Below are 23,648 nucleotides of genomic sequence, written 5' to 3' on the forward strand. Positions count from 1 at the left end.
AGAATTACGGCGGACTTTTTGTCATCTTGCTAAGTGCTTTATTAAATGATATAATGAGGGCAATAAATTGTAGTTTAATTAATCACCAAACTTAAAGGAGTGAATAAAAATAAATTGACCGAATATGAGAAATTTTGGGATGAAATGTCCAAAACGGAAGAAGTTGATTATGACGATGAAATGATAAATCGTCTTTTGAGGCTCAAGGCAATTCAAAGCCATTTATCAGGGGTTCATAAAATTTTGGATGTAGGAGCAGCAACAGGAGCTTATTCCATACCTTTGGCTAGAATGGGCTTTGATGTAGTACATTTGGATTTATCTGATGAAATGATTAAGGCGGCAAAAGATAAAGCGATAGGTTTAACAAACATTCAGTTTATTAAGCACAATGCTTGTTGTCTGGATGTATTCGAGAATAATGAATTTGACCTTGTGTTATGTTTTGACGGGGCAATTTCATTCTCTGGAAGCAAGGCAGAAGATGTAATTGCTGAAATATGCAGAGTCGGAAAAAAGGTAATGCTTTCGGTTTCTAGCAAAAGTTGTATGACAGTCACATGGCTGAACTATAGTCTTAGTAAACTGCACTACATTCACCCGTCCGTAAAGGACATAATGGAAACAGGTTGCTTTAACAAAGAGAACTACGACAATGCTGAGGAACTTACATCCATTGCTGAATTAAAAGCCTATGATATTGATGAATTAAGGGATGTTTTGAACAAAAACGGGATGAATGTTTTGGAATGTCGCAGCATTGGTAGTCTAACGCATCTGTATTTGTTGCATCTTTATCGGCAGAATTCCGCTCAAGAAGTGCATAAGAAAATCAATGAAATCAGTATGGACAAGAAATTTCTTGAAATCTGCGATTATTACGACAAATATGTTATGCCAAACGGTATGGGCAGTTTCAGACGTGCGGGTATATTTGCGATAGCAGAAAAACCGTAAGCAAAAAGTTGGTTTACGAGTGTGTCCTCAATAATGTTTCACTTTAAATTGAGTACAAGTCTGTTCCACCACTCACAACAACCACACGCGGCTGTTATCTGTCGCAGCCAAAACAATCCGGTGAATTGTTTTGGCGTTGCGATACAATGAGGCAACGACAGTTGCCCATAACCTAATTCAAAGTCACAGGTTCGACCCCTGCTACCCGCACCATAAAAACGAGTGTATTCAGAGGCTTTGGCTTTTGTGTTCACTCGTTTTAATATGCCATATATATGACACGATCGGCCGAACGGCGAAGCGGAAATCAGAGAATACTATGAAATAGCACCGGGTATCGTTGAAGCCATCAATCAAAAATCGAACGCCCAAGAAATCTGGAACGAGGTATATAAAGATCTCGTTGAGCCATGTGTGAACATGATTCATAACAATAAAAATGAAAGTGCTTATACGCTTTATAAACTTTATTCTCTGAAATTGAATCAAAAATACAAAGCATAAAAATCAAAAACAGAAGGTCAAGCCGGATAAGAGACTTGACCTTCTGTTTTCGTATTTATAGTTGTCTAAAAATTATTTCGCGTTGACCGCTTCTTCGATGGCTTCCAAAACGGTGTCGTAGTCCGCTTCCGTGACGAGGAGAGAGATCTCGACTTCGGAAGTCGTGATGAGGCGGATGTCGGCGTCGCTTGCGGCGATGGCGCTGAACACTCTGGCTGCCATGCCCGGCGTGTTTTTCATCTGCGGGTCATAGACGGAGATTTTATGGTTCACGCTGCTGACGATAACCTTGATGCCGGTCTCGGTCTTGAGCGTATTTGCAAAAGACAGCACCTCGATGAGGTCTTGGTCAGAAATGGTAAAAGAAAGGCCGGCGTTTGCACCGTGGTTCGGGGGCATGGAGATCATATCGATGTTGATATCGAGCTCCGCGATACGCTCGAATACCTCAGCCATAAAGCCTGTGGTGGCGGGGCTGCCTTGCAGGGTGACCAGTGTGATATTGCTGACCGTGCTGATTTCGGTTGTGCCCATGATCTGTTCCATCCTTTCTTAAACCAAAGCGGACATGTCGTAAAGGCCGGGGCCTTTGCCGCTCATGAATACCGCTGCGTTTACTGCGCCCACCGCGAACAGCTCTTTGGACTGCGCGGAATGGGAGAGCGTGATGACCTCGTTGTTGCCCGCAAAGATCACCTCATGCTCGCCGACAATGGTGCCGCCGCGCACGGAGTGAATGCCAATCTCGCTCTTTTCGCGTTTTTTGCGCTGTGCATGGCGATCGTACATATACTGCGTTTCGCCGTCACGCACGGAAGCAAGCGCATCGGCAAGCATCAAAGCCGTGCCGCTCGGCGCATCAATCTTCTGGTTGTGGTGCTTTTCGACGATCTCAATGTCGAACTGGTCGCCGAGCACCTTTGCCGCCTTTTTTGCAAGCTCTAGCATCAGGTTAATGCCGAGTGACATGTTGCGGGAATAGAAGATTGGCTGCGTTTCGGAAGCTTTGGTAAGCTCCGCAGTCTGCTCTGCTGTGTAGCCCGTGGTGCAGAGCACAGCCGGAACGCCACCCTTTTCCGCCGCGTAGTGCAAAATCGGCGTCAAAAGGGAGGGGTGGGAGAAGTCGATGATAACATCTGTCGCTTCCGTCACCTGATCGATGGAGGTGTAAGCGGGATAGGAAGCAGTCTGTGCATTGACGTTCAGATCAACGCCGGCAACAATCTCGCAATCGGTGCGTTCGGAAACAAGCTGCGTGATGAAGTGACCCATTTTGCCGCAGCAGCCACATAAAATAATCCTTGTCATTTTACGTCCGTTCCTTTCTTAATCAGGCGAGCTGCAGATGCTTTGCCATTTCGACTTTCAGCTTTGCAATCTGCTCATCGGACATATCGGCAAGCGGCAGGCGGCAGTGGCCGCAGTTGAAGCCCATCAGGTTCAATGCCTGCTTTACCGGGATTGGGTTGACGTCCATGAACAGTGCGTTCATGAGGTCGAGATACTTAAACGTGAGTGCCTGCGCCGTCTTGAGGTCGCCCGCAACGGAAGCGGTGGCAAGCTCGTGCATTTCTTTCGGCATGATGTTGGAGAACGTAGAGATGACGCCCTTGCCGCCGAGAGACGCGATCGGCAAAGTCTGTGTGTCTTCACCGGAGTAAACCGTGAGGTCATCACCGCAAAGCTCACGCGTTTTGATGAGCGCAGAGATGTCGTGGTTCGCTTCCTTTGTGGCAACGATGTTCTGCGTCTTCGAGAGCTCGTAGTACGTTTCCGGCAGAATGTTGAGGCCGGTGCGGCTCGGGACATTATACACAATGCACGGAATTTTTACACTGCCCGCAATGCGGTTGAAGCTTGCAACGAGGCCGCGCTGGGAAGTCTTGTTGTAGTACGGCGTGACAAGCAGAAGGCCGTTTGCACCGAGTGCTTCTGCTTTTTGGGAGAGCTCCACGGCGTAGGCGGTATCATTGCTGCCGGTGCCTGCGATGACCGGCACGCGGCCGGCAACCTTGTTTACGGTGAACTCGATGACCTTCACGTGCTCTTCATCGGTGAGCGTTGCCGCTTCGCCGGTGGTACCGCAGGTGACAATGGCATCGGTGCCGCTTGTGATCTGAAACTCGATGAGCTTTTCAAGCTCCTCGTAGTTTACGGACATATCCGGGTTAAACGGGGTAACAAGCGCCACCGCTGCGCCGGTAAAAATGGTTTCTTTCATCTAAAAAATACCTCCTGAACGGTATCAGTCAAAATAGCCCTTCTTTGCGAGCAGCTCTGCAAGCAGAACACCGCCGCCTGCTGCGCCGCGCAGCGTGTTGTGGGAAAGGCAAACGAACTTGTAGTCATACTGGGTATCCGGGCGCAGTCTGCCGATGGAAACGGCCATACCATGCTCCAGTTCACGGTCGAGTTTTGCCTGCGGACGGTCTGCTTCCGTAAAGTAGTGCAGGAACTGCTTCGGTGCGCTCGGCAGCTCGAGCTCCTGTGCCGGGCCGCGGAACTCTGTCCAACGGCGGATGATTTCCTCCGGTGAGACCTTCTTTTCCATGGAGACGAACACCGCAGCCGTATGGCCGTCGGAAACCGGCACGCGGAAGCACTGTGCCGTGATGGACGGGGTGGTCGCGTTGACAATCTTATCGCCCTCAATGTGGCCCCACAGCTTCATCGGTTCCTGCTCGGATTTTTCTTCCTCGCCGCCGATATACGGGATGACGTTGTCGAGAATATCGGGATACGTTTCAAAGGTTTTGCCGGCGCCGGAGATGGCCTGATATGTGCAGGCGAGCACCTTCGTGACGCCGAGGTCCATCAGGGGGTGAATAGCCGGAACGTAGCTCTGAAGGGAGCAGTTGGACTTTACGGCGATAAAGCCGCGCTTTGTGCCAAGGCGCTTTCTCTGTGCGTTGATGATCTCAATGTGGTCGGCGTTGATCTCCGGCACAACCATCGGCACATCCTCGACGCCGCGGTTTGCGCTGTTGTTGGAGACGACCGGGCACTCCTTTTTCGCATAAGCTTCTTCAAGGGCGCGGATTTCGTCTTTTTTCATATCGACGGCGCAGAATACAAAATCGACCTTGGAGACGACTTCGTCCATATCTGCAACAGCGTCTAAGATGATCATATCCGCCATACTTGTGGGAATGGGCGTTTTCATAGCCCAGCGCTTTTCTACGACGCTTTTATATGTTTTACCGGCGGAGCGGGAAGAGGCCGCAAGAGCGGTCACGTTGAACCACGGATGGTTTTCAAGGAGCGTTGCAAAACGCTGACCGACCATGCCTGTGCAACCAATGATACCGACATTATACTTTTTCATTTCTTTCACCCGTCCTGTTTGCAGGACATCCTTTCAAAAATGATGAAATGTACGCTCAAAAACAAAATTAAGGTCAAATTTCATTTTTGAGCGAAAAAAAACCGGTTGAAATCCGGTCATACATACAATATAATAGAATGTGCACAGGCTTTTACGAAAGTCTCCCTGCGGAAAAGCTCTGATAGCACTCCATCCTATTGCAGATGACAGTTACGGGGCTTTCGCCACAGCAACCAGATCCAAGCGTACCACATGCGCTAAGATCTTCGGCGGTGTGTCCTTTTTCTGCGGGCCGATGCCTGTGGAGGGCCAAAACCCGCGGATACTTTTACAAACCGCGCCTCTATCCTTATTATAATACATGGAATACGGATTGTTGTCAATTTATTTATGAAAAATTCTTAGAATAATCCTGCGTAATTTGGGGGATGCGGCTATTTTAATTCAGATTGGAAGGAATATACTTGGATACGCAGACTTTACAAACAAAAGATTTTGATTTTGAGCTTCCGGAAGAACTTATCGCCCAGACGCCGATTGAACCGCGTGACGCTTCGCGCCTGATGGTGTTGGACAAAACAACCGGTGAGATCGAGCACAGGCATTTTCACGACATCACGGAGTATTTGAATGAGGGCGATTGTCTTGTACTCAACAATTCCCGTGTTTTGCCTGCGCGTATTTACGGCATTAAAAACGAGACCGGCGCGCACGTTGAATTTTTGCTTCTGAAAAATTGCGGTGACGACGTATGGGAAGCACTTGCAGGTCCGGGCAAGCGTGCAAAGGTCGGCACATCGTTCATGTTCGAGGGCAGCTCCATGACCTGCGAGGTCATTGAAGTGAAGGACGACGGCAACCGCATGATCCGCTTCCATTACGACAAGGGCACGAACTTCTTCACGGAGCTGGATAAGATTGGCCAGATGCCGCTGCCGCCCTATATTAAAGAAAAGCTCAAGGATAAAGAGCGCTACCAGACGGTGTATTCCAAAGAGGAAGGTTCTGCCGCTGCGCCGACGGCCGGTCTGCACTTTACGCCGGAGCTGCTTGATGCAATTCGCTCAAAAGGCGTGAAGGTCGTGTTCGTCACACTGCATGTCGGCCTTGGCACGTTCCGCCCGGTGAGCGTGGATAACATTCTCGACCACAAAATGCATAGCGAGCATTATCACATGCCGAAAGAGACTGCCGATGCCATCAACGAGACGAAGAAAAACGGCGGACGCGTGATCGCTGTCGGCACTACGAGCTGCCGCACGATTGAATCTGTCGCAAAGAAATGCGGCAAAATTTGCGAGGACGATGACTGGACGGATATTTTTATCTATCCGGGCTTTGAATTTAAGGGCCTTGATGCGCTCATCACGAACTTCCACTTGCCGGAAAGTACGCTCATCATGCTGGTCTCCGCGCTTGCGGGCCGCGAACACATTTTGAATGCGTATAACACTGCCGTCAAGGAGCGCTACCGCTTCTTCAGCTTCGGCGACGCCATGTTCATCAAATAAATTTGAAAGGAATTTTCTTTACATGTACAAGCTTATCAAAAGAGAAAACCACGCGCGGCGCGGCGAGCTCCAAACCGTGCACGGTACGGTGCAGACACCGGCGTTTATGAACGTCGCGACGGCTGCGGCGATTAAGGGTGCGGTTTCTGCTTACGACCTTAAAGATATTAAATGTCAAGTGATGCTCTCCAACACGTACCACCTGCATCTGCGCCCGGGCGATGACGTGGTGCGCAAAATGGGCGGCGTACGCAAGTTTACCGGCTGGGACGGCCCTGTACTGACGGACAGCGGCGGGTTTCAGGTTTTCTCTCTCGCGAAGCTGCGCAATATCAAAGAAGAAGGCGTGACGTTTGCGTCACACATCGACGGCCATCGCATCTTCATGGGCCCGGAGGAAAGCATGCGTATTCAGTCCAACCTCGGTTCTACCATCGCCATGGCGTTTGACGAATGCGTGGAAAACCCGGCGGAATACGACTACGCGAAAAATTCCTGCGCACGCACAGCACGCTGGCTGCGCCGCTGCAAGGCGGAGATGAACAGACTGAATGCGCTGCCGGATACGATCAATCCGAACCAAATGCTGTTCGGCATCAACCAGGGTTGCACATACATCGACCTGCGCGTGAACCACATGAAGGAGATTGCGGAATTGGGGCTCGATGGTTATGCTATTGGCGGCCTTGCGGTCGGCGAGCCGGCAGAGGTCATGTATGAAGTGATTGAAGCGGTTGAAGAGCATATGCCGCAGGATAAGATCCGCTACCTGATGGGTGTGGGCACGCCGACAAATATTCTGGAAGCGGTGCACCGCGGCGTTGATCTGTTCGACTGCGTGATGCCGAGCCGCAATGCACGCCATGGTCATGCATTTACAAATGAAGGCGTGCGCAATATGCTCAATGCGAAATACACGCTGGACGATCAACCGATCGACCCGACCTGCGACTGCCCGGTCTGCCGCAAGTTTTCCCGCGCTTATATTCACCACCTTTTCAAAGCAGGGGAGATGCTTGCCATGCGCTTGACGGTTATGCACAATCTTTATTTCTACAACAATTTGATGGAACGCATTCGTAACGCGCTCGATGAAGACCGGTTTGAAGCATTTTATCAGGAGTATTCAGAGAAATTTAACAAAAGAATTTAGAAAATCCTTGCAACCACGAATGGCTTTTGTTATAATGTATAAAGTTAATTTGGTGACGGGTGTATTGACCGCTTTGCAGTCGAACGGAGCGCACCATGAAAGAAAGGAAAGAAAACCATGAATTTGAGTGTTTTGACAACGACAGGTGCAGCAGCCGGCGGCAACATGTCCAGCATGCTGATCATGCTCCTTGTTTACGGTGCGATCATCGCGGCTATGTACTTCATCTTCTTCCGCCCGCAGAACAAGAAGAAGAAGAAGGAAGCGGAAATGCGCAAGAACGCACAGGTCGGCGACGAGATCACGACCATCGGCGGTATTTGCGGCAGAATCATCGCTGTAAAGGATGAGACCGACAGCGTTATCATCGAGACCGGCAGCGACCGTGCAAGACTGCGCATCAAGCGTTGGGCGATCGGCAGCGTCGATACCATCCACGAGGAAGACGCGTAAGTTTCACTCTGTTTAAAAGCGAATAGTTTTGAGCCCCTTGGAATAAGTATGAAACAAAACTTATTTCAAGGGGCTTTTTCTATGCTGAATTTTAAGAAGCTGTTTTTGGGTCTCCTGTTTTCTGTGCTGTTTTCGGCTGTGCTGATCGCGGTTTGTGCCTTTATGATTTTAAAGCTCGGCTTTTTGCCGTCCGAGCCTATACTCGGTACGGCTGCGGCGGCGATCGGCGGCGTTTCCGTTTTTGCTTCCGCTTTCCTTGCGGCGCGCCTCGCGGGGGAAAAAGGCTTGCTGCACGGCCTTGTGCTTGGCACGCTCTATGCAGTTTTCTATGTTGCGATAAGCGTTATGCTGTATGCAAATATGCGGATTGTACTTCTTGTTATACGGAGCGTAATATTTGTAATATGCAGCGTATGCGGTGGAGTAATGGGCGTGAATAGAGATGAAAAAATCAGATTTTAAGCCATAATTTTGTAGCTGCTAATCAAGAGTATAAGAACGATTTTGCATATTTATTCACAACGGCTTGTAGCAAAGCAGAACTGCATATTCATAAGTTTACATAAGATTATAGACATAAATTTGTGCAGATGCAAAAATATTCACGGAAGCTCTTGCAAATTTGGCTAAAAAGTATTATAGTATATAAGACAGAAGTGAGGTGGCGTATCATGAAAAACGGCAAATTGGGCTTTATCGGCATAGGAAACATGGCGTCCGCGATTATTGGCGGTATCTTATCTTCCGGCACTTTCCCGGTCGGGGATATTTATATGTACAATCCGCACGCGGAAAAAATGCAGCGCTTTACAGAATCCGGTTGCGTAGCCTGTACTTCTGCCGAAGAAGTTGCCGAGCTTTGTGATACGGTGTTCCTTTGCGTAAAGCCACAGATTTTCCCGGAGGTGCTGCGCGTTATTACGCCGACCGTTGCGAAGAAGAATGCAGACGACGTTGTCATCGTTTCAATCGCTGCGGGCGTAACGTTTAAGAATTTGCAGGACGCGCTCGGCGCAGACCGCCGCTACGTGCGTGCCATGCCGAACACGCCGCTGCTGCTCGGTGAGGGCGCTACGGCGCTGTGCCGGACAAGCAATGTGTCGGAAGAGGATTTTGCGCGCGTGCGTTCCGCTTTCTCCTGCTGCGGTGTCACGCAGGAGATTGACGAAGCGCAGATGAATGCGGTGATTGCGGTCAGCGGCAGCTCGCCTGCGTATTTGTATCTGCTTGCAAAGCTCACTTGTGATTATGCAGCGCAGCAGGGCATTGACCCGAAGACCGCGCTTACACTGTTCTGCCAGACCATGAAAGGCAGTGCCGATATGCTTTTAAACAGCGGCAAAGACCCACAGGCGCTTATGGATATGGTCACGTCAAAGGGCGGCACAACATTTGCTTTGCTGAATGTCTTGAAAGAACAGGGCTTTAATGAGGCGATGATCAGCTCGTTTGAAGCCTGCACGCACCGCGCCGAAGAACTTTCCATGTGAGTGTGCAAGGCATAACACGGCGACGCTTCACATATAGATTGACCATCTTTTACAGGTGGTGAACGAAAAATGGAAGCAAAGCCGAAATATGCAAAACCACGTAGCTTATCTGTTTTAATGGCTTTGCGCATTTTGTTCCTGCTTGGCTTTTTGTTCGGTTGCTTATTTGCACGGACATCGCAAATAGCTATGGCGCCGGTTTCCGGCTCTGTGTGGTTTAGGGGGCCGTTTGAAACGGGAACGGACTTTCCGTTTGTATTTTCCGCATTTTTATTTGATTCGCTTTTTTACGCATTGCCGATTTTTTTATTTGGCATGACGTTTTTAGGTGTGCTTGTGATCCCCACTGCGATAATTCTGAAGGGCTTCACGCTTGGCACGTCGCTTACGGCACTGATTCGGTTTGAGGGTATCGAATCGTATTTTCGGCGGTGCTTTGATTATCTGCCGATGACAATGCTGTGCATCACGGTGCTTTTGCTGCTTGCGGCGGAAGCGCTTTGCACGGCGAGGCGCAGCTGTCGGGTGTTTTTTGGAAACGGAGAACCGCTTTCCGTAAAAAACTGCACCGTGCGGTTTTTGCTTGCGTTTGCGGCGCTGGTTTTCATTTCGATTTTATATGGTGTATTGCACTTTTTGATTTTGCAAATTTAGATTTTAAAGCAAAGGAGGCCGAAATGAATGAACATGGATGAATACTTCGTGCTGTTTCGCGAGTACATGCTCGTGCAGAAACCGAGTTCCGTAAATACGCGGGATTCTTATCTGCGCGATGTTTCGGCTTTCCTGCGCTACTTGGAGGGCGAAAATATAACATCTCCACTCGAAGTGGAAACGGAGACGGTGGAAGCGTATGTGCAGCATTTGCACAGCTTAAACCGCACAAATTCCACGATCTCCCGCAATATTGCCTCTGTGCGTTGCTTTTATAAGTTTCTCATCCTGCGCGGGGATATGCAGGTGAACCCGGCGAAATCCGTAAAGCTTGAAAAAGAGCCGAAAAAGCTGCCGCAGACGCTGACAAGCGAGGAGATAGACCTGCTGCTTTCCCAGCCGAATGTCACGGAAGCTAAGGGCTGCCGCGATAAAGCGATGCTGGAGCTTCTTTATGCCACCGGTATTCGCGTCAGTGAGCTCATCAACCTCAACGTGCAGGATATCAACCTGCGCACGGGAAAGCTGTTCTGCCGCGGCACCAAGGGCGTGCGCACCATTCCGATTTATGCGAAAGCGGTCGTTGCTGTGTCCGATTATCTTTACCGCATGCGCGATTTGATCGTGGACCCGGACAACAGCGGAGACGCGCTGTTTGTCAATCTGAACGGCTCGCGTTTGACGCGTCAGGGTTTCTGGAAAATTATCAAGGCGTATACGGCGGAGGCCGGCATTACGAAGGAGATTACGCCGCACACGCTGCGTCATTCGTTTGCCATGCACCTTTTGCAGGGTGGTGCTTCCGTAAAAGACATTCAAACCATGATGGGACATGCAAATATTTCGTCCACACAGGTATATGTTCATTTATTAGACCTTGATAATCACGTGAAAAGCGTGTATAATGAGTGTCATCCTCGTGCAAAAACGAGTTAATCTAATTCTGGAGTTGATTTTGTGGCATTTTTAGGACTTTTCGGTAATTATGATAAGCCGGGTCCGGGCGTTGACAAAGATGAACCGAAAAAGGCAGCGCCGGTACGTTTTTTTGAGATCTTGTGGCGAAAGCTGTCTAAACTGGTGCAGTTGAATCTGACATTTATGATCCCATTTATTGTGGTCATCGCGTTGATGGTGGGCGTATTTCTTTTACCGGTTCCGCATTTTCTTTATGCAACGTCGTTCTTCGGTGTGCTTGACCTGTACATTCTGTATGCGGTTACACTGCCGCTCATCCTGCTTTCGCCGTTCACATGCGGCTTAGCATATGTAACGCGAAACTTCGCAAGGGAAGAGCATGCGTTCGTTTGGTCGGATTTCTGGGACGCTGTGAAAAACAACTGGAAGCCGGCACTTTTGAACGGCGTGATCGTGTATCTCGCATATGTAATCTTGAGCTTCTCAATCTTCTTTTATTCCACACGTGTATCGGACAACTGGATGTTTATGATTCCGCTTGCAGTTTGCTACATCCTGTCGATTCTAATGCTGTTTGCGCAGTATTACATTCCGGTTATGATCGTCACGTTTGACTTGAAGCTGCGCCACATTTACAGAAACGCGTTTATTTTCTCTATTATGGGTCTGTTGCGCAACCTGATGATTACGGCAATCCTTGCGGGTTTATTCATTGCGTTTTTGTTCTGCCCGGCGGCATTTGCAGTGATCCCGCTGCTGCTCGTAATCATTTTCCTGTGTGCGTTCATCAGCTATCTGACGAGCTTTGCGACGTATTCGTTGCTCGATACGTACCTGATCCAGCCGTTCTACAAAAAGGAAGCGGAAGCGAAGGACGCTGAAATTCGCGTAGCCAAAGACGGCGATACGTTCAATTTCGACAATGATGAGTTGGACGACGATGACGACGATAAGCCGCAGTATGTGTACGTGAACGGCCGCTTGATCGACCGTAAGATCATGGAGCAGGAATCTCTGTTCTCGGATAAAACGGATACTTCCGATCATTTACAGTAATTTAAAACAAACATAAAAGCCTCTATCGAACTGAAATCGATAGAGGCTTTCATTTTGCTCAATTTCAATTATTTCTCATTCTTATCAGTCTTTTCACGCATTTTGGAAAGTGGGTTGGCGTTTACGGCTTCCTCCATTTGCTTGCTGGAGGTGTGCGTGTAGATCTCTGTAGTGCCGAGATTTTCGTGGCCCAGAATATCCTGCAAAACGCGAATATCTACGTTGCCGTATTGGTACATCAGCGTCGCCGCCGTGTGCCGCAGCTTGTGTACGGAGTATCCCGCGCCGCCAAGACCGATTTTCGTGAGGTATTTATTGACCATGGCCTGTACGGTCTTAGGACTGATGCGTGTGCCGCGGTTGCTGATGAACAGCGCGTTTTTATCCTTCACGTCGTCCTTTGGGCGCACACGCACGTAGCCATCGATAGAAGCTAAGCATGCGTCATTTAAGTATACGATGCGTTCTTTGCTGCCTTTACCGACGATGCGCAGGGTGGAGTTGTTGTGGATCACGTCGCTCATGTTGATGGAAACAAGCTCGGAAAGGCGCATGCCGCAGTTTAAAAACAGCGTCAAAATGCAATAGTCACGCTCTTTATCCGGCCCGTCCACGGCGTTTAAAAGCTCGCGGCTTTGCTCTAACGTGAGGTAGCGGGGAAGGGTTTTGGCTTTTTTCGGCGGGGTCAGATTCTCTGTGGGGTTAGAATCCAAAAGACCCTCGTGCACGGTCAGGTAGTTAAAAAAGCTTTTGAGACTCGAAGATTTTCGCTGACGCGTGGAGCTCATGTTGCTGCGTCCGTCGGCAGCGTAGTTCATGAATTCAAAAATGTCCATCGTCGTGATGGAACGGATAAATTCAAGGTCAATATCGTCGATTGGAATCTCCTCCATGGGCGTATCTTGTGAAACATATCCGCGAAAATGTTTCATGAAACGAAAGAATGTCCGCAGGTCAGAGCAGTATTCGTTTACAGTCTTCGGCGCGCGGCCTTTGATGTTGCGGTAATATAAAGCATATTGCCGCACAATCTCCGGCATTTCAGACAAAATATCCATAACGGGTACACCTCACAAATTTTGAATTTTAAAGCCGCAGCTTGGTGTTCAGCTCCGTTGGCTTCAAAGCTTTCGGGTTTAGCCTAATCGATACTTGAATTTACTCTTGGATCATCATTATAATTCGGAACGAGACGTATAGACATGCCGTGGTACTTAAACAGACAGCTGAATAAACGGAGCCGAGGTTATTAAAAACAATCTAATTGAGAAACGCACGGATTTCCGCAGCCGAGATTTACAAAGAATCAACGCACACAATCACGATTCATAATGAATGCGTTTATTTAAGCAAGTTGCAATCGCAAAACATTGAGTTTGGCTGAAAAAGGATGATCTCGCAGGTTTTACGAAAATCCGCTTGAAAAGCCAGCTATTCGTAAAATGCTGCTCCCCAAAATTATACAAAATATCTATTTTGTATAATTTGAGATTTTTTAGATTCAAGCCCCTTTGTATGCTTCCGTGTGAATCTGTTTTGAAATGTGCGTGTTTGGGTGCTTGTACATGAATACACAAGCGTTTAGTGTATTATCAACAACGGAAACTTCGTGGGAGGCTTTTTAAACACAAAATTAGGAATTAAACGTCAAGCTCCATCAGCGGTAAAATGCCGCCGATATCGATCATCTGGTTTTGTGTCAGCTCAATGTACTGTACGCAGTGCTTTTCGAGAAACGCACGAATCTCCGCCGCGCACTCTAAAGAATCGAGCTTGCCTGTGAACGCCACCACATTTTTGTCGATCAAGCCACAGCAGCCGCCTAAGAAGCCGTAATCGTAGCCATCCAGAAAAACGTTTTCTTCGTGCACAAGCAGCACGTCGATGCCTAAAAACTGTGCCAGTGCACGAATGCCGAGATCCATCGTGATGATCGCGTCTTTCGCCACAACAGCCGTCGCACAGCGCGTGTAGCCTTGGTTGACATGCCTCATTTTAAGGCCGGCGTCTTCCAGACAGGTGTAAATGTTCGGATCCATAACACCGAGGTTTGCAAGCACCGTGCCGTTCAGGTTTAACATGTTGCAAAGAACATCTTTCGGATATTTCGGCTCCGGAGTCATGGCAGTCTCCGCTACCTGATAGCCGATATCCGTAAGCTGCTTTTTGAGTGCCTCTTCTCCGCGCAGAACAAACGTGCGTCCTTTATCCAAATGAAACATCTGCATATCTGCATGGTACGCGATCGGATCCGGCAGACGCGTGTCAAACTCCGTTGTGACGCACCGAATACCATGCGCCTTTAAAGCTTCCAAAATCTCCGGATATGCGCCGGAGACCGCCGCTGTCGTGACCTTGCTTTCCGGCAGATTCGGCTTTTCAACAAATCGTTCTTTTACTGCACACATGCGTCAAACGCCTCCCTCACGTTGTGGACGCCGATGAGCTCCACCCCGCTGAATCTTTTTGAATCTATGCTCTTCATGCTGTGGTACGGCAGTACGCAGCGCGTGAATCCCAGTCGATATGCTTCCGAAACGCGGGACTCGATATGACTGACCGACCGCAGCTCGCCTGCAAGACCAATCTCGCCGAACACGACGGTATCATCGCGGATTGGCGTGTCTTTCAGGCTTGATACGAGTGCCATTGCAACGGCCAGATCGACCGCCGGCTCATCGATACGCAGGCCGCCGACGACGTTCAAATACGCGTCTAAATTGGAAAAATAGAAACCTGCACGCTTTTCCAGAACGGCCAAAATCAGCGCCATACGCGCATAATCAAAGCCCGTGGACATGCGGCGCGGCGTACCGAAGCCGCTTGTCGTTGCAAGGCCTTGAATCTCCGCGAGCAGCGGACGTGTACCCTCCATTACGGCGGTTACGCATGTGCCGGAAGCGTTCGTCGGGCGGCCGGAAAGCATTGCCTGCGAGGGGTTTTCGATTTGCCGCAGCCCCGCTTCCCCCATATCGAATACGCCAATCTCGTTTGTGGAGCCATAGCGGTTTTTTACGGCGCGCAGAATGCGGTACGTCATCTGGCGGTCGCCCTCGAAGTACAGCACGGCGTCCACAATGTGCTCCAACACCTTTGGACCCGCGATGGCGCCGTCTTTGTTGACGTGACCAACGAGAATCGCCGGGATATCGAGCGACTTGGAGCAGCGCATGATCGCGTTCGTGCATTCGCGCACCTGTGTGACGCTGCCGGGCGACGAATTGAGATCGGTAAAGTTCATCGTTTGGATGGAGTCGATCATTACGATATCCGGTTTTTCGGTGCGAATGTGCTCCACCACGAGCTGCACGTCCGTTTCCGCCAAAATGCGCAGGTTGGGACTGGAAACACCGAGACGCCCTGCGCGCAGCTTGATCTGCCGTGCAGATTCTTCGCCGGAAACATATAAAATACGCAGCTTTTGCCCGAGGTATTCGCAGATCTGCAAAAGAATGGTTGATTTGCCGATACCCGGGTCGCCGCTGATGAGCACGAGCGAGCCTTTTACAAGGCCGCCGCCAAGCACGCGGTCAAGCTCCGAAAGTCCGGTGTGATAACGATGCTCGTCCTCCGTATCGATCTCTGAAATTGCAAGCGGGCGCGTCAGCAGCGTAGAAGCTGAAGAAGAATACCCGGAAGCGGCGGATTTTGCGGAAACAGCCGTTTTGACGGATTCCTCCATGGTGTTCCACTCGCCGCAATCCGGGCACTTTCCTGCCCACTTTGCGGATTCAAACCCGCAGTTTGAGCAGATGTAGACGATTTTATTTTTAGCCGCCATAATGCGCACCGCCCTTATTTTGTATAATTCTAAGCCTATTTTACCACGGAACAGATGTTTTGTAAAGAGTTATTCCGCTTTGCAAAAGGCGATAATGCCATCCGCGATAGCCGCCGCCAATTTCTTTTGGTAGTTCTCGTCGCACAGCTTTTCAGCTTCTTCCGGGTTTGAGAGGAACCCGCATTCTGCAAACACGGCGGGTACGTCTACATGGCTCAAAATATACACGCGGCTTTCTGCCTGCTTGCAGGCACGCGTGTTATCCGGCTGCACCTGCTCGATGACCGCACGGCGGATGGTTTCGGCAAGGTCGGCGCTTCTAGCATTATTTGCTGAGTAAAACATCTGTGCGCCGCTGTATTGACTTTGCTCAAAAAAGTTTTGATGGATGCTCACGAAAATACAGTTCTCAGTTTCGTTTACGATCTGTGTGCGGTATAAAATATCAGACCGCTTTCGTTCGTTTAATGTGCTCAGCGTGGTATCGCCGACGGCGGTGTCCACTTCGCGAATCATTTTCACGGGGTAGCCCGCAGCTTCGAGCTTCTCTCGCACAAACAGCGCAATGGCAAGGTTTACCGTTTTCTCTTCCACACCGTTTACGCCTACGGCCCCGCCGTCTTCCCCACCGTGCCCTGCATCCAGAACGATCACGGGGCGGTTTTCGGTCTGTGCTGCGGCCACAGATACCGCATGTACCGCACCCAAAACAGAGCACACAAAAAATGTCAGAGCACCGAGGAAAAACACCACAGGAATATACGCGATTTTAAAAGACAAATACCGTTTCAAGCCGCATCACCCATAGATTTTTATGCATTGAAGCTGCCGGAAATACCCTATAAAAAGCAAAAAGCTGCCCGCCGAAGCGAACAGCTTTTTTAGCTTTTATGAAATTACTTGAAGAACAGCGGGAGCGGCTCCAGATAGATGATATCCGTACGATCCTTTGCATCGCCCTCGGCGAGCACAGCCGCCTTGCCGACGACGTTACCGCCGATCTCATGCACGAGATCTTCCAACGCGCTCAGCGATTCACCGGTGCTGATGACGTCGTCTACGATGAGAATACGCTTACCCTTCAGCATTGCGCAGTCTTCTTCGGAGAGGTACAGCGTCTGGATGTGGTCTGTCGTGATGGATTTCACCTCGACCTTGATCGGGTTCGTCATGTACGCCTTGATGCCCTTACGTGCAACAACGTACTGACGGCAGCCGATGCGCGCCATCTCGTAAGCCAGCGGAATGCCCTTAGACTCCGCCGTGATGATGATGTCGTGCTCCGGGCACTTTTCCATCAGCGCTTTTGCGGCCTTCTCGGTGATCTCTACATCGCCGAACATAACAAAACCGGCAATATCCAGCGTATCGCTGATCGGGCAGATCGGCAGCTCGCGTTCGCAGCCGGCGATCGTCATTTTATAAACTTCACCCATTGTAAAAACCTACCTTCAAAAATTATCGATTTTCGTCATATGCGGGGAATCAGCCCGGAGGCCACGCCATAGAGCGTCCGCCGAGCAGGTGGAAATGCAGGTGCTTTACGGTCTGTCCGCCGTCTTCGCCGCAGTTGTTGACGATGCGATAGCCGTTCGTGAGACCTTCTGCCGCCGCAATCTTCTTTGCGACCGTGAAGATATGTGCGACGATCTGCGCGTTTTCTTCCGTAAGGTCATCTGCGGAAGCGATGTGCTCCTTTGGAATCATCAGAATGTGCACCGGCGCCTGCGGGTCGAGGTCGCGGAATGCGAGCATTTTGTCGTCTTCGTAGACCTTCGTGCTCGGAATCTCGCCGTTGGCAATCTTGCAGAAAATGCAGTCCATTTGCCTTTCTCCTTTCTTGAGATTTTATATAGAACGTATAGAGAGAACTTAGATCTGTTCGCTGAGGATCTTTTCAACAGCTGCAAGGGCTTCGTCAATCTTCGTCTGGTCCTTGACGCCTGCCATAGCGAAGTCCGGTTTACCGCCGCCGTTGCCGCCGGTGAGCTGTGCAACTGCCTTTACAAGCACGCCGGCTTTGACGCCCTTTGCCTGTGCCGCTTTCGTTGCGGTCGCTGCAAGCGTTGCCTTTCCGTCCAGAACGCCTGCGAGCACGGCTACAATGGCCGTATCGCTCTTTTCGTCGCGGATCTTATCGCACATGGTGCGCAGTGCGTCGCTGCCTGTGCCGGAGAGCATCGCCGTAACGATCTTGACACCCTTAACTTCCACGGCGTTATCCAGAATGGAGCCGAGGTTCATGGATGCAATCTTGGAGCGCATGGATTCGATCTCTCTGTCCTTCTCCTTGAGGTCGGCGTTGACCTGTGCAGCTTTTGCCGGGAGGTCGGACGGGTTATTGACTTTCATCGCAACAGCGGTATCCTTGAGCAGCGTGTTCGTTGCGTAGATCATCTTAATGACGTTGAGACCTGTGACCGCTTCGATACGGCGCACACCGGCTGCAACGGAGGATTCGCTGACGAGCTTGAAGAGGCCGAGCTTAGCGGTGGAATCAATATGCGTGCCGCCGCAGAATTCCTTAGAGAATTCGCCTACCGTTACAACGCGCACGACGTCGCCGTATTTTTCGCCGAACAACGCCATAGCACCGAGCTTCTTTGCTTCTTCGATCGGCATTTCGCGGCACTCAACCTTGATGTCTTCGAGGATCTTCTTGTTGACGAGGTTCTCAACCGCGAGCAGCTCTTCGTCCGTCAGGGCGGAGAAGTGCGTGAAGTCGAAACGAACGGCATTCTCGTTGACGAGCTGACCGGCCTGCTCAACATGGTCGCCGAGCACGGAGCGCAGTGCAGCCTGCAGGAGGTGAGCTGCCGTGTGGTTGCGCATGATCGCTCTGCGTCTCTCAACATCTACAACAGCCTCAACGGTGTCGCCTTCGCGGAGGAAGCCTTCCTCCACAACAGCCTTGTGGATAAACACACCCGCTGCATTCTTCGTGGTATCCAGAACGCGGATGGTGCAGGAATCGTTCGTAATAACGCCGGTATCGCCGACCTGACCGCCGCTTTCCGCATAGAAAGAGGTGTGGTCGAGTGTGAACACGATGTCGTCGCCGGTCTCGACAGCTTCAACGCGTGCGCCATCTTTCACGATAGCCGTGACCTTTGCGGTTGCCTTCATATCGGTGTAGCCGACAAACTCGGTCTTGGCAATGTCGTCAAGCACATCGGAGTCGCCCGCCCATGCGTCTGCACCGGCATTCTTGCGGCTTGCACGAGCCGTCTCACGCTGCTGGAGTACCAGTGCGCGGAAGCGGTCTTCGTCAACGCTCATGCCTTTTTCGGAAAGGATTTCCTTGGTCAGGTCAATTGGGAAGCCGAACGTATCGCTGAGCAGGAACGCGTCTTCGCCGGAAAGCACCTTTGCATCGGTGCGGTCGATAATGTCGTTGAGCAGCGCGAAGCCCTTATCAATGGTCTTATAGAAGTTTTCTTCCTCAAACGCGATGACCCTTTTGATCATAGCGCTCTTTTCACGCAGCTCCGGGTAAGCGCATTCGTTCTCGTGAATGACGGTATCTACAACGTCCGCGAGGAACGGGTGGTTGATGCCGAGAAGTCTGCCATGGCGTGCCGCGCGGCGGAGCAGGCGGCGGAGCACATAGCCGCGGCCTTCGTTGGACGGCATAACACCATCGCTGATCATAAACGTCGTGCTGCGGATGTGGTCCGTAATGACGCGCAGAGAAACATCGGACTTTTCGTCCGCACCGTACTGCACGTTTGCAATGCGGGAGATATGCTTCATGATGTTCTGCACGGTATCGACAAGGAACAGGTTGTCCACGCCTTGCATCACACATGCCAAACGTTCAAGACCCATGCCGGTATCGATGTTCGGGTGATCAAGCGGCGTGTAGTTGTTGTTGCCGTCGTTCTCAAACTGTGTGAAAACGAGGTTCCAAACCTCAACGTAACGGTCGCAGTCGCAACCCACGCCGCAGGTGGGCTTGCCGCAGCCATACTTTTCGCCGCGGTCAAAATAAATTTCGGAACACGGACCGCACGGGCCGGAGCCATGCTCCCAGAAGTTATCTTCTCTGCCGAGGCGTACCATGTGCGACGGGTCTACGCCGTTTTGCTTTGTCCAGATGTCAAACGCTTCATCGTCGTCCTGATAAATGGAGATATAAAGCCTATCTGCCGGCATCTCGAGAACCTTTGTAAAGAACTCCCAAGCCCATGCGGTCGCTTCCTTTTTGAAGTAATCGCCAAAGGAGAAGTTGCCAAGCATCTCGAAGAATGTACCGTGGCGTGCCGTGATGCCAACGCGCTCGATATCCGGGGTACGGATGCACTTCTGGCAGGTGGTAACGCGCTTTCTCGGCGGGGTCACTTCACCCGTAAAATACTTTTTCATCGGGGCCATGCCGGAGTTGATCAGAAGAAGGCTATTGTCATCCTTCGGAATCAGCGGGAAGCTCGGCAGGCGCAGATGTCCCTTAGACTCAAAGAAAGAAAGATACTTTTCTCTGAGATCATTTAATCCTGTCCACTGCATTGTATTCACCATTCCTTCTATAATTTGCAGATAGAATAATATAAAAAGCCTAAGCTCAGTCTAAAACATAAGCCTCAAGCAGCTTTAACGTATTTTCGACGCCTTCAATGTGGGAGCGCTCGTAGCCGTGTGAAGCGTAAACGCCTGCGCCGATGAGGCCGTGACGCACGTCCCAGCCGGAACGCAGCGATGCCTCTACGTCGGAGCCGTAGTGCGGATAAACGTCCACGGCATACTTTGCACCGACGGACTTCGCCGCTTCCACAAGCGCGGTTGTCACGGCATAATTGTACGGGCCGCCGGAATCCTTCGCGCAGATGGAAACTTCGCGCTCCGTGCAGGTGAGCCCGTCGCCCACGCAGCCCATGTCTACGCTGATGAGCTCTTCGGCATCGTTCGGCACGGAAGCGGAAGCACCGTGGCCGACCTCCTCATACACCGTAAAGTGCAGATAGACCTTGCGCTTCAAAGTGCGGTTGTTGTCTTTGATCTCCTTTGCGAGCGCAAGCAGCATGGCGGCGCTGAGCTTATCATCGAGGAAACGGCTCTTGATATAGCCGCTTTCCGTGATGACGGTGCGCGGGTCAAAGCAGACGAAATCGCCCGCTTCAATGCCAAGTGCGCGCACATCATCGGCGGATTTTACCGGCTCGTCGAGCACGACCTCGGTCGTTTCAAATGTGCGCAGCTTTTCACCGTAGGAGCCGTTCACGTGGATCGACGCATTGCAAAGCTGCAAGGTGCCGCTGTAAACGCCGGAGAAGCGCGAGTAAATGCGGCAGTTCTCCGCTTCGCAGTTTTCGGCGCGCAGGCCGCCGATCGGCGTGATCGTGATGCGGCCGTTCGGCTTGATTGTGGAAATCATGCCGCCGAGCGTGTCTACGTGTGCCATCAGTACAAGTGGGCTGCCCTCGCCGCCGAGGCAGCAGAAAACGCCGCCCTTTCTTGTTTTTTCCGGAGCGTAGCCGAGTGCTGTCAGTTCACCGATAAGATAGTCCGCCGCTTTATCCGTAAAGCCGGACGGAGAATCGATGGAAAGCAGGGCTTTGAGCTCGGAAAGGCAATAGTCCATATTCATGTTTTGCCACTCCTTACAAAAAAATAAGAACTGTCCTCCGCAATGGGACGGACAGTTCCGTGGTACCACCCAAATTGTGCATGAAGCTTTTCTTCATACACCACTTTGAACTCCTTAACGCGGAAAACGGCACAACTCATCACTGTGCGGCAGTCATACGGGTTGGCCTGTACATGGTGTTTTCCGAGGATCTTCCAGCCTGTGGATCCGCTCTCTGTTCGGTACAGCTATGTGCATTTGCCCGTGCCTTTTGCTATAAAACAAATTAAAATCTAAAATCACCAGCGGCTCATGTTTCGTTTGTGCTTTTCGAGATATACGTTCTCGACTTCATTCGGCGTGATGCCGTAGCACAGCAGAACATCGTTTAAATACATGAGCACATCACACACTTCTTCCGTGAAGTGGTGTCTGGTCTCGGGGTCGTTCAAAATCGCATCGTCACCCTTTTCCTTGATGATGTCGGCGACTTCACCGGCTTCGATCATCATCCAAAGGAGCTTATCGCGACCGATTTTCGGAGAAAGGCCTCCCCACTTTTCGAGATATTTTGCTTGCAGTTCTTTTTGAATCTGCTGCATATCTTCAAGATTCAGGCTTGCCATATCTCCACCCCTCATACGTATCTTATTATAATGCTTTTTTACCGGCTTGTCAATTAAAATCAACAAGTGCTTCGCCGATTTTGCGGAAAGCCTGCGGCACATGCGTTTCGCCGGCGGTCTCCTCCAGCACGACGAGGGTATAAAGCGGCTCTTCCTGTGCATTGCAGATGTAGCCTGCATACCAATAATTCTCGATTTCTTCCCCGTTTTCGTCATATACACCTGTCTGCGCCGTGCCGGTCTTGATGCCGGAAACACAGTTTTGCGGTGCGCCGATCCGTGCTGTACCGAATCGTGCTGTGCTTTCCATATAGGCACGTAAGCGTGCGGCGGTCGTCGGCTCCATGACTTTTTCACCGGTGTTTTCTTCGGTTTCCTGTACGGATAAATTTGTATCGACCATGCCATATACGAGCCGCGGCGTCATATAAATGCCGTCAGCGGCGATGGCGTTTACGGCAGCGGCCAAATTCAGCGGTGAGACAGTCGTTTCACCCTGGCCGAACGAAAACAGCGCCAGCGCACGGGCGTTTTTAAGGGCTTGCGCGTTCGAAAGCGAGCCTGCGGCCGTTTCTAAATTGTCTGCAAGCGAAACAGATGTACCAAAGCCGAGCTTTTCCGCCATACTTAAAATCTTTTCCGCGCCGAGTTTCTGCGCGAGCTGTATGAAATACCCGTTGCACGAGCTGCGCAACGCTGTGTGGAGATTCACTTCCCCATGTGCTTTGCCGCCGTAGCAAGTGATCGTGAGGCCGTCTACAACAACGCTTCCGGTGCAGGTATACACCTCCTTGTAATCGATGCCGCATTCGAGCGCCGAGGCGGCGCAGATGAGCTTAAAGACCGAACCGGGCGTATATGCGCACAGGGCACGGTTTACAAACGGTGCATCTTCATTTTCCATGCACGCAGCAAGGTCGTTCGGGTCTACGGCTGGGAAGCTTGCGGAAGCCAGAATTTCGCCGGTTTTGCAATCTAAAATGACGGCGGCGCCTTTTTTGATTTCCGTGCAGGCATTTTCCACACACTGCTGTATGCGCTTATCCAGCGTCAGCATCACGCCGCCGTCCGCAATGCGGTATGTGTTTTCCACGTGCATTGCTTCGCCGGAGATGGCATTGCCGAGCGCATCAATGGCGAAGGTAACGTCGATTTCCCCGTGGTTTTCCGCAAGCAGTGCGTCGAAGCTTTTTTCCACACCGTCCGCGCCGTTGTAGTCGCTGTCGAGATACCCGAGCAGATTCGCCGCCGGTTGCGGGTTTGCATACCGTTTTGTGACGGAAAATGTCTGGATGCCGTCATCACTGACGGGTGTTGTGACTTCGATCAGAAACGGCTTTCCGCTTTCAAGCGCCGTGCGCAGGACTTCGCGTTTTTCTTCCGGTACAGCGCGGTTTAATTTGGCAAGCGTTTCCCGCGAGGGAATTACCGCAGCGACATAAACACGCTCGGCGTTTGTGAGCGGCTGCAAATTGCGGTCGTAGATCGTGCCGCGCGCCTTGGCGGCCGTTAAGGTATATAAACTCTGCCGCCCGGCGGCTTCCGTATAGCTTGTGCCGCCGAAAGCGGCGGTCACGGTGCCGAGCAGTGCGATGACGAGAAAGAACATCACAAACGCATACGTTGCGATGATCCTGCGTGTAGACATAAAAACACC

General features: G+C 50.9%; 23 protein-coding genes and 1 riboswitch. Of the genes, 9 read left to right on the forward strand and 14 right to left on the reverse strand.

Translation table 11 applies throughout. From position 1 onward, the window contains the following. The first annotated feature begins 99 nt into the window (after nucleotides 1-99). Nucleotides 100-957, forward strand: a complete 858-nt coding sequence (locus ACI0CA_RS07370) for a class I SAM-dependent methyltransferase (protein WP_308448295.1) — start codon at nucleotides 100-102, stop codon at nucleotides 955-957. A 576-nt stretch (nucleotides 958-1,533) separates the two neighbouring features. On the opposite strand, the gene ACI0CA_RS07375 is transcribed toward ACI0CA_RS07370, so the two are convergent. Genes ACI0CA_RS07375 through asd form a run of 4 tightly spaced genes read right to left on the reverse strand, consistent with a single transcriptional unit; the run spans nucleotide 1,534 to nucleotide 4,786 of the window. After that, on the reverse strand, nucleotides 1,534-1,995 hold the full coding sequence (locus ACI0CA_RS07375) for an ACT domain-containing protein (RefSeq protein ID WP_176820102.1): 462 nt from the start codon (nucleotides 1,993-1,995) through the stop codon (nucleotides 1,534-1,536). 18 nt (nucleotides 1,996-2,013) lie between these two features. Then, entirely contained in the window at nucleotides 2,014-2,769 is a 756-nt protein-coding gene (dapB, locus tag ACI0CA_RS07380; protein ID WP_446806380.1) for a 4-hydroxy-tetrahydrodipicolinate reductase, read from the reverse strand. A 22-nt stretch (nucleotides 2,770-2,791) separates the two neighbouring features. Further along, a complete protein-coding gene (gene dapA, locus ACI0CA_RS07385; protein ID WP_343284314.1) occupies nucleotides 2,792-3,682 on the reverse strand; it encodes a 4-hydroxy-tetrahydrodipicolinate synthase in 891 nt (296 codons plus the stop codon). A gap of 24 nt (nucleotides 3,683-3,706) precedes the next feature. After that, nucleotides 3,707-4,786, reverse strand: coding sequence for an aspartate-semialdehyde dehydrogenase (gene asd / locus ACI0CA_RS07390; RefSeq protein WP_176820099.1), 1,080 nt, complete (start codon nucleotides 4,784-4,786; stop codon nucleotides 3,707-3,709). A 174-nt stretch (nucleotides 4,787-4,960) separates the two neighbouring features. Then, a riboswitch (Lysine riboswitch) is annotated at nucleotides 4,961-5,140 on the reverse strand. Nucleotides 5,141-5,244: 104 nt separating this feature from the next. Here asd and queA point away from each other — a divergent pair. From queA to ACI0CA_RS07430, 8 genes are all read left to right on the forward strand, one after another. Continuing rightward, nucleotides 5,245-6,297: a tRNA preQ1(34) S-adenosylmethionine ribosyltransferase-isomerase QueA gene (gene queA, locus ACI0CA_RS07395; RefSeq protein ID WP_446807076.1), complete on the forward strand. Its 1,053-nt coding sequence runs from the start codon at nucleotides 5,245-5,247 to the stop codon at nucleotides 6,295-6,297. Between the two features lie 22 nt (nucleotides 6,298-6,319). Then, a complete protein-coding gene (tgt, locus tag ACI0CA_RS07400) occupies nucleotides 6,320-7,450 on the forward strand; it encodes a tRNA guanosine(34) transglycosylase Tgt (protein WP_308448301.1) in 1,131 nt (376 codons plus the stop codon). 117 nt (nucleotides 7,451-7,567) lie between these two features. After that, the gene (yajC, locus tag ACI0CA_RS07405) at nucleotides 7,568-7,903 is read left to right on the forward strand and encodes a preprotein translocase subunit YajC (RefSeq protein WP_176820096.1); all 336 of its coding nucleotides are present in this window, start codon (nucleotides 7,568-7,570) and stop codon (nucleotides 7,901-7,903) included. 81 nt (nucleotides 7,904-7,984) lie between these two features. Further along, complete coding sequence (locus ACI0CA_RS07410) at nucleotides 7,985-8,365, forward strand: TIGR04086 family membrane protein (protein ID WP_343284315.1); 381 nt, start codon at nucleotides 7,985-7,987, stop codon at nucleotides 8,363-8,365. Between the two features lie 209 nt (nucleotides 8,366-8,574). After that, nucleotides 8,575-9,393 (forward strand): pyrroline-5-carboxylate reductase, encoded by an 819-nt coding sequence (gene proC, locus ACI0CA_RS07415; protein WP_446806379.1) that lies wholly within the window; start codon nucleotides 8,575-8,577, stop codon nucleotides 9,391-9,393. A 315-nt stretch (nucleotides 9,394-9,708) separates the two neighbouring features. Next, nucleotides 9,709-10,047, forward strand: coding sequence for a hypothetical protein (locus tag ACI0CA_RS07420; protein ID WP_446806378.1), 339 nt, complete (start codon nucleotides 9,709-9,711; stop codon nucleotides 10,045-10,047). 27 nt (nucleotides 10,048-10,074) lie between these two features. Then, nucleotides 10,075-10,983, forward strand: a complete 909-nt coding sequence (locus ACI0CA_RS07425; RefSeq protein ID WP_417415631.1) for a tyrosine recombinase — start codon at nucleotides 10,075-10,077, stop codon at nucleotides 10,981-10,983. 21 nt (nucleotides 10,984-11,004) lie between these two features. Beyond that, nucleotides 11,005-12,021 carry a DUF624 domain-containing protein gene (locus tag ACI0CA_RS07430; protein WP_446806377.1) on the forward strand — a complete coding sequence of 339 codons (1,017 nt, stop codon included), beginning with the start codon at nucleotides 11,005-11,007 and terminating at the stop codon, nucleotides 12,019-12,021. Nucleotides 12,022-12,089: 68 nt separating this feature from the next. Here ACI0CA_RS07430 and ACI0CA_RS07435 read toward each other — a convergent pair whose 3' ends face one another. The 10 genes from ACI0CA_RS07435 to ACI0CA_RS07480 form a co-directional block, all read right to left on the reverse strand. Then, nucleotides 12,090-13,079, reverse strand: coding sequence for a tyrosine recombinase XerC (locus ACI0CA_RS07435; protein ID WP_308448307.1), 990 nt, complete (start codon nucleotides 13,077-13,079; stop codon nucleotides 12,090-12,092). A gap of 582 nt (nucleotides 13,080-13,661) precedes the next feature. Next, on the reverse strand, nucleotides 13,662-14,429 hold the full coding sequence (locus tag ACI0CA_RS07440) for a DUF6873 family GME fold protein (protein ID WP_308448308.1): 768 nt from the start codon (nucleotides 14,427-14,429) through the stop codon (nucleotides 13,662-13,664). After that, complete coding sequence (gene radA, locus ACI0CA_RS07445; protein WP_308448309.1) at nucleotides 14,417-15,802, reverse strand: DNA repair protein RadA; 1,386 nt, start codon at nucleotides 15,800-15,802, stop codon at nucleotides 14,417-14,419. Before radA ends, ACI0CA_RS07440 begins: the two co-directional genes overlap by 13 nt. A gap of 69 nt (nucleotides 15,803-15,871) precedes the next feature. Beyond that, on the reverse strand, nucleotides 15,872-16,582 hold the full coding sequence (locus tag ACI0CA_RS07450) for an N-acetylmuramoyl-L-alanine amidase (RefSeq protein ID WP_308448310.1): 711 nt from the start codon (nucleotides 16,580-16,582) through the stop codon (nucleotides 15,872-15,874). A gap of 116 nt (nucleotides 16,583-16,698) precedes the next feature. Beyond that, on the reverse strand, nucleotides 16,699-17,238 hold the full coding sequence (locus ACI0CA_RS07455) for a phosphoribosyltransferase family protein (protein ID WP_308448311.1): 540 nt from the start codon (nucleotides 17,236-17,238) through the stop codon (nucleotides 16,699-16,701). Nucleotides 17,239-17,287: 49 nt separating this feature from the next. After that, the gene (locus ACI0CA_RS07460; RefSeq protein ID WP_176820086.1) at nucleotides 17,288-17,626 is read right to left on the reverse strand and encodes a histidine triad nucleotide-binding protein; all 339 of its coding nucleotides are present in this window, start codon (nucleotides 17,624-17,626) and stop codon (nucleotides 17,288-17,290) included. 48 nt (nucleotides 17,627-17,674) lie between these two features. Continuing rightward, nucleotides 17,675-20,308, reverse strand: a complete 2,634-nt coding sequence (alaS, locus tag ACI0CA_RS07465; RefSeq protein WP_446806965.1) for an alanine--tRNA ligase — start codon at nucleotides 20,306-20,308, stop codon at nucleotides 17,675-17,677. Between the two features lie 55 nt (nucleotides 20,309-20,363). After that, on the reverse strand, nucleotides 20,364-21,386 hold the full coding sequence (locus ACI0CA_RS07470) for a M42 family metallopeptidase (RefSeq protein WP_308448312.1): 1,023 nt from the start codon (nucleotides 21,384-21,386) through the stop codon (nucleotides 20,364-20,366). Between the two features lie 278 nt (nucleotides 21,387-21,664). After that, nucleotides 21,665-21,991 (reverse strand): nucleotide pyrophosphohydrolase, encoded by a 327-nt coding sequence (locus tag ACI0CA_RS07475; RefSeq protein WP_418271029.1) that lies wholly within the window; start codon nucleotides 21,989-21,991, stop codon nucleotides 21,665-21,667. Nucleotides 21,992-22,040: 49 nt separating this feature from the next. Then, nucleotides 22,041-23,639 carry a peptidoglycan D,D-transpeptidase FtsI family protein gene (locus tag ACI0CA_RS07480; protein ID WP_446806376.1) on the reverse strand — a complete coding sequence of 533 codons (1,599 nt, stop codon included), beginning with the start codon at nucleotides 23,637-23,639 and terminating at the stop codon, nucleotides 22,041-22,043. Between the last annotated feature and the right edge of the window lie 9 nt (nucleotides 23,640-23,648).

The organism is Hominenteromicrobium mulieris, assembly GCF_046197855.1.
Classification (GTDB): Bacteria; Bacillota; Clostridia; order Oscillospirales; family Acutalibacteraceae; genus Hominenteromicrobium; species Hominenteromicrobium mulieris.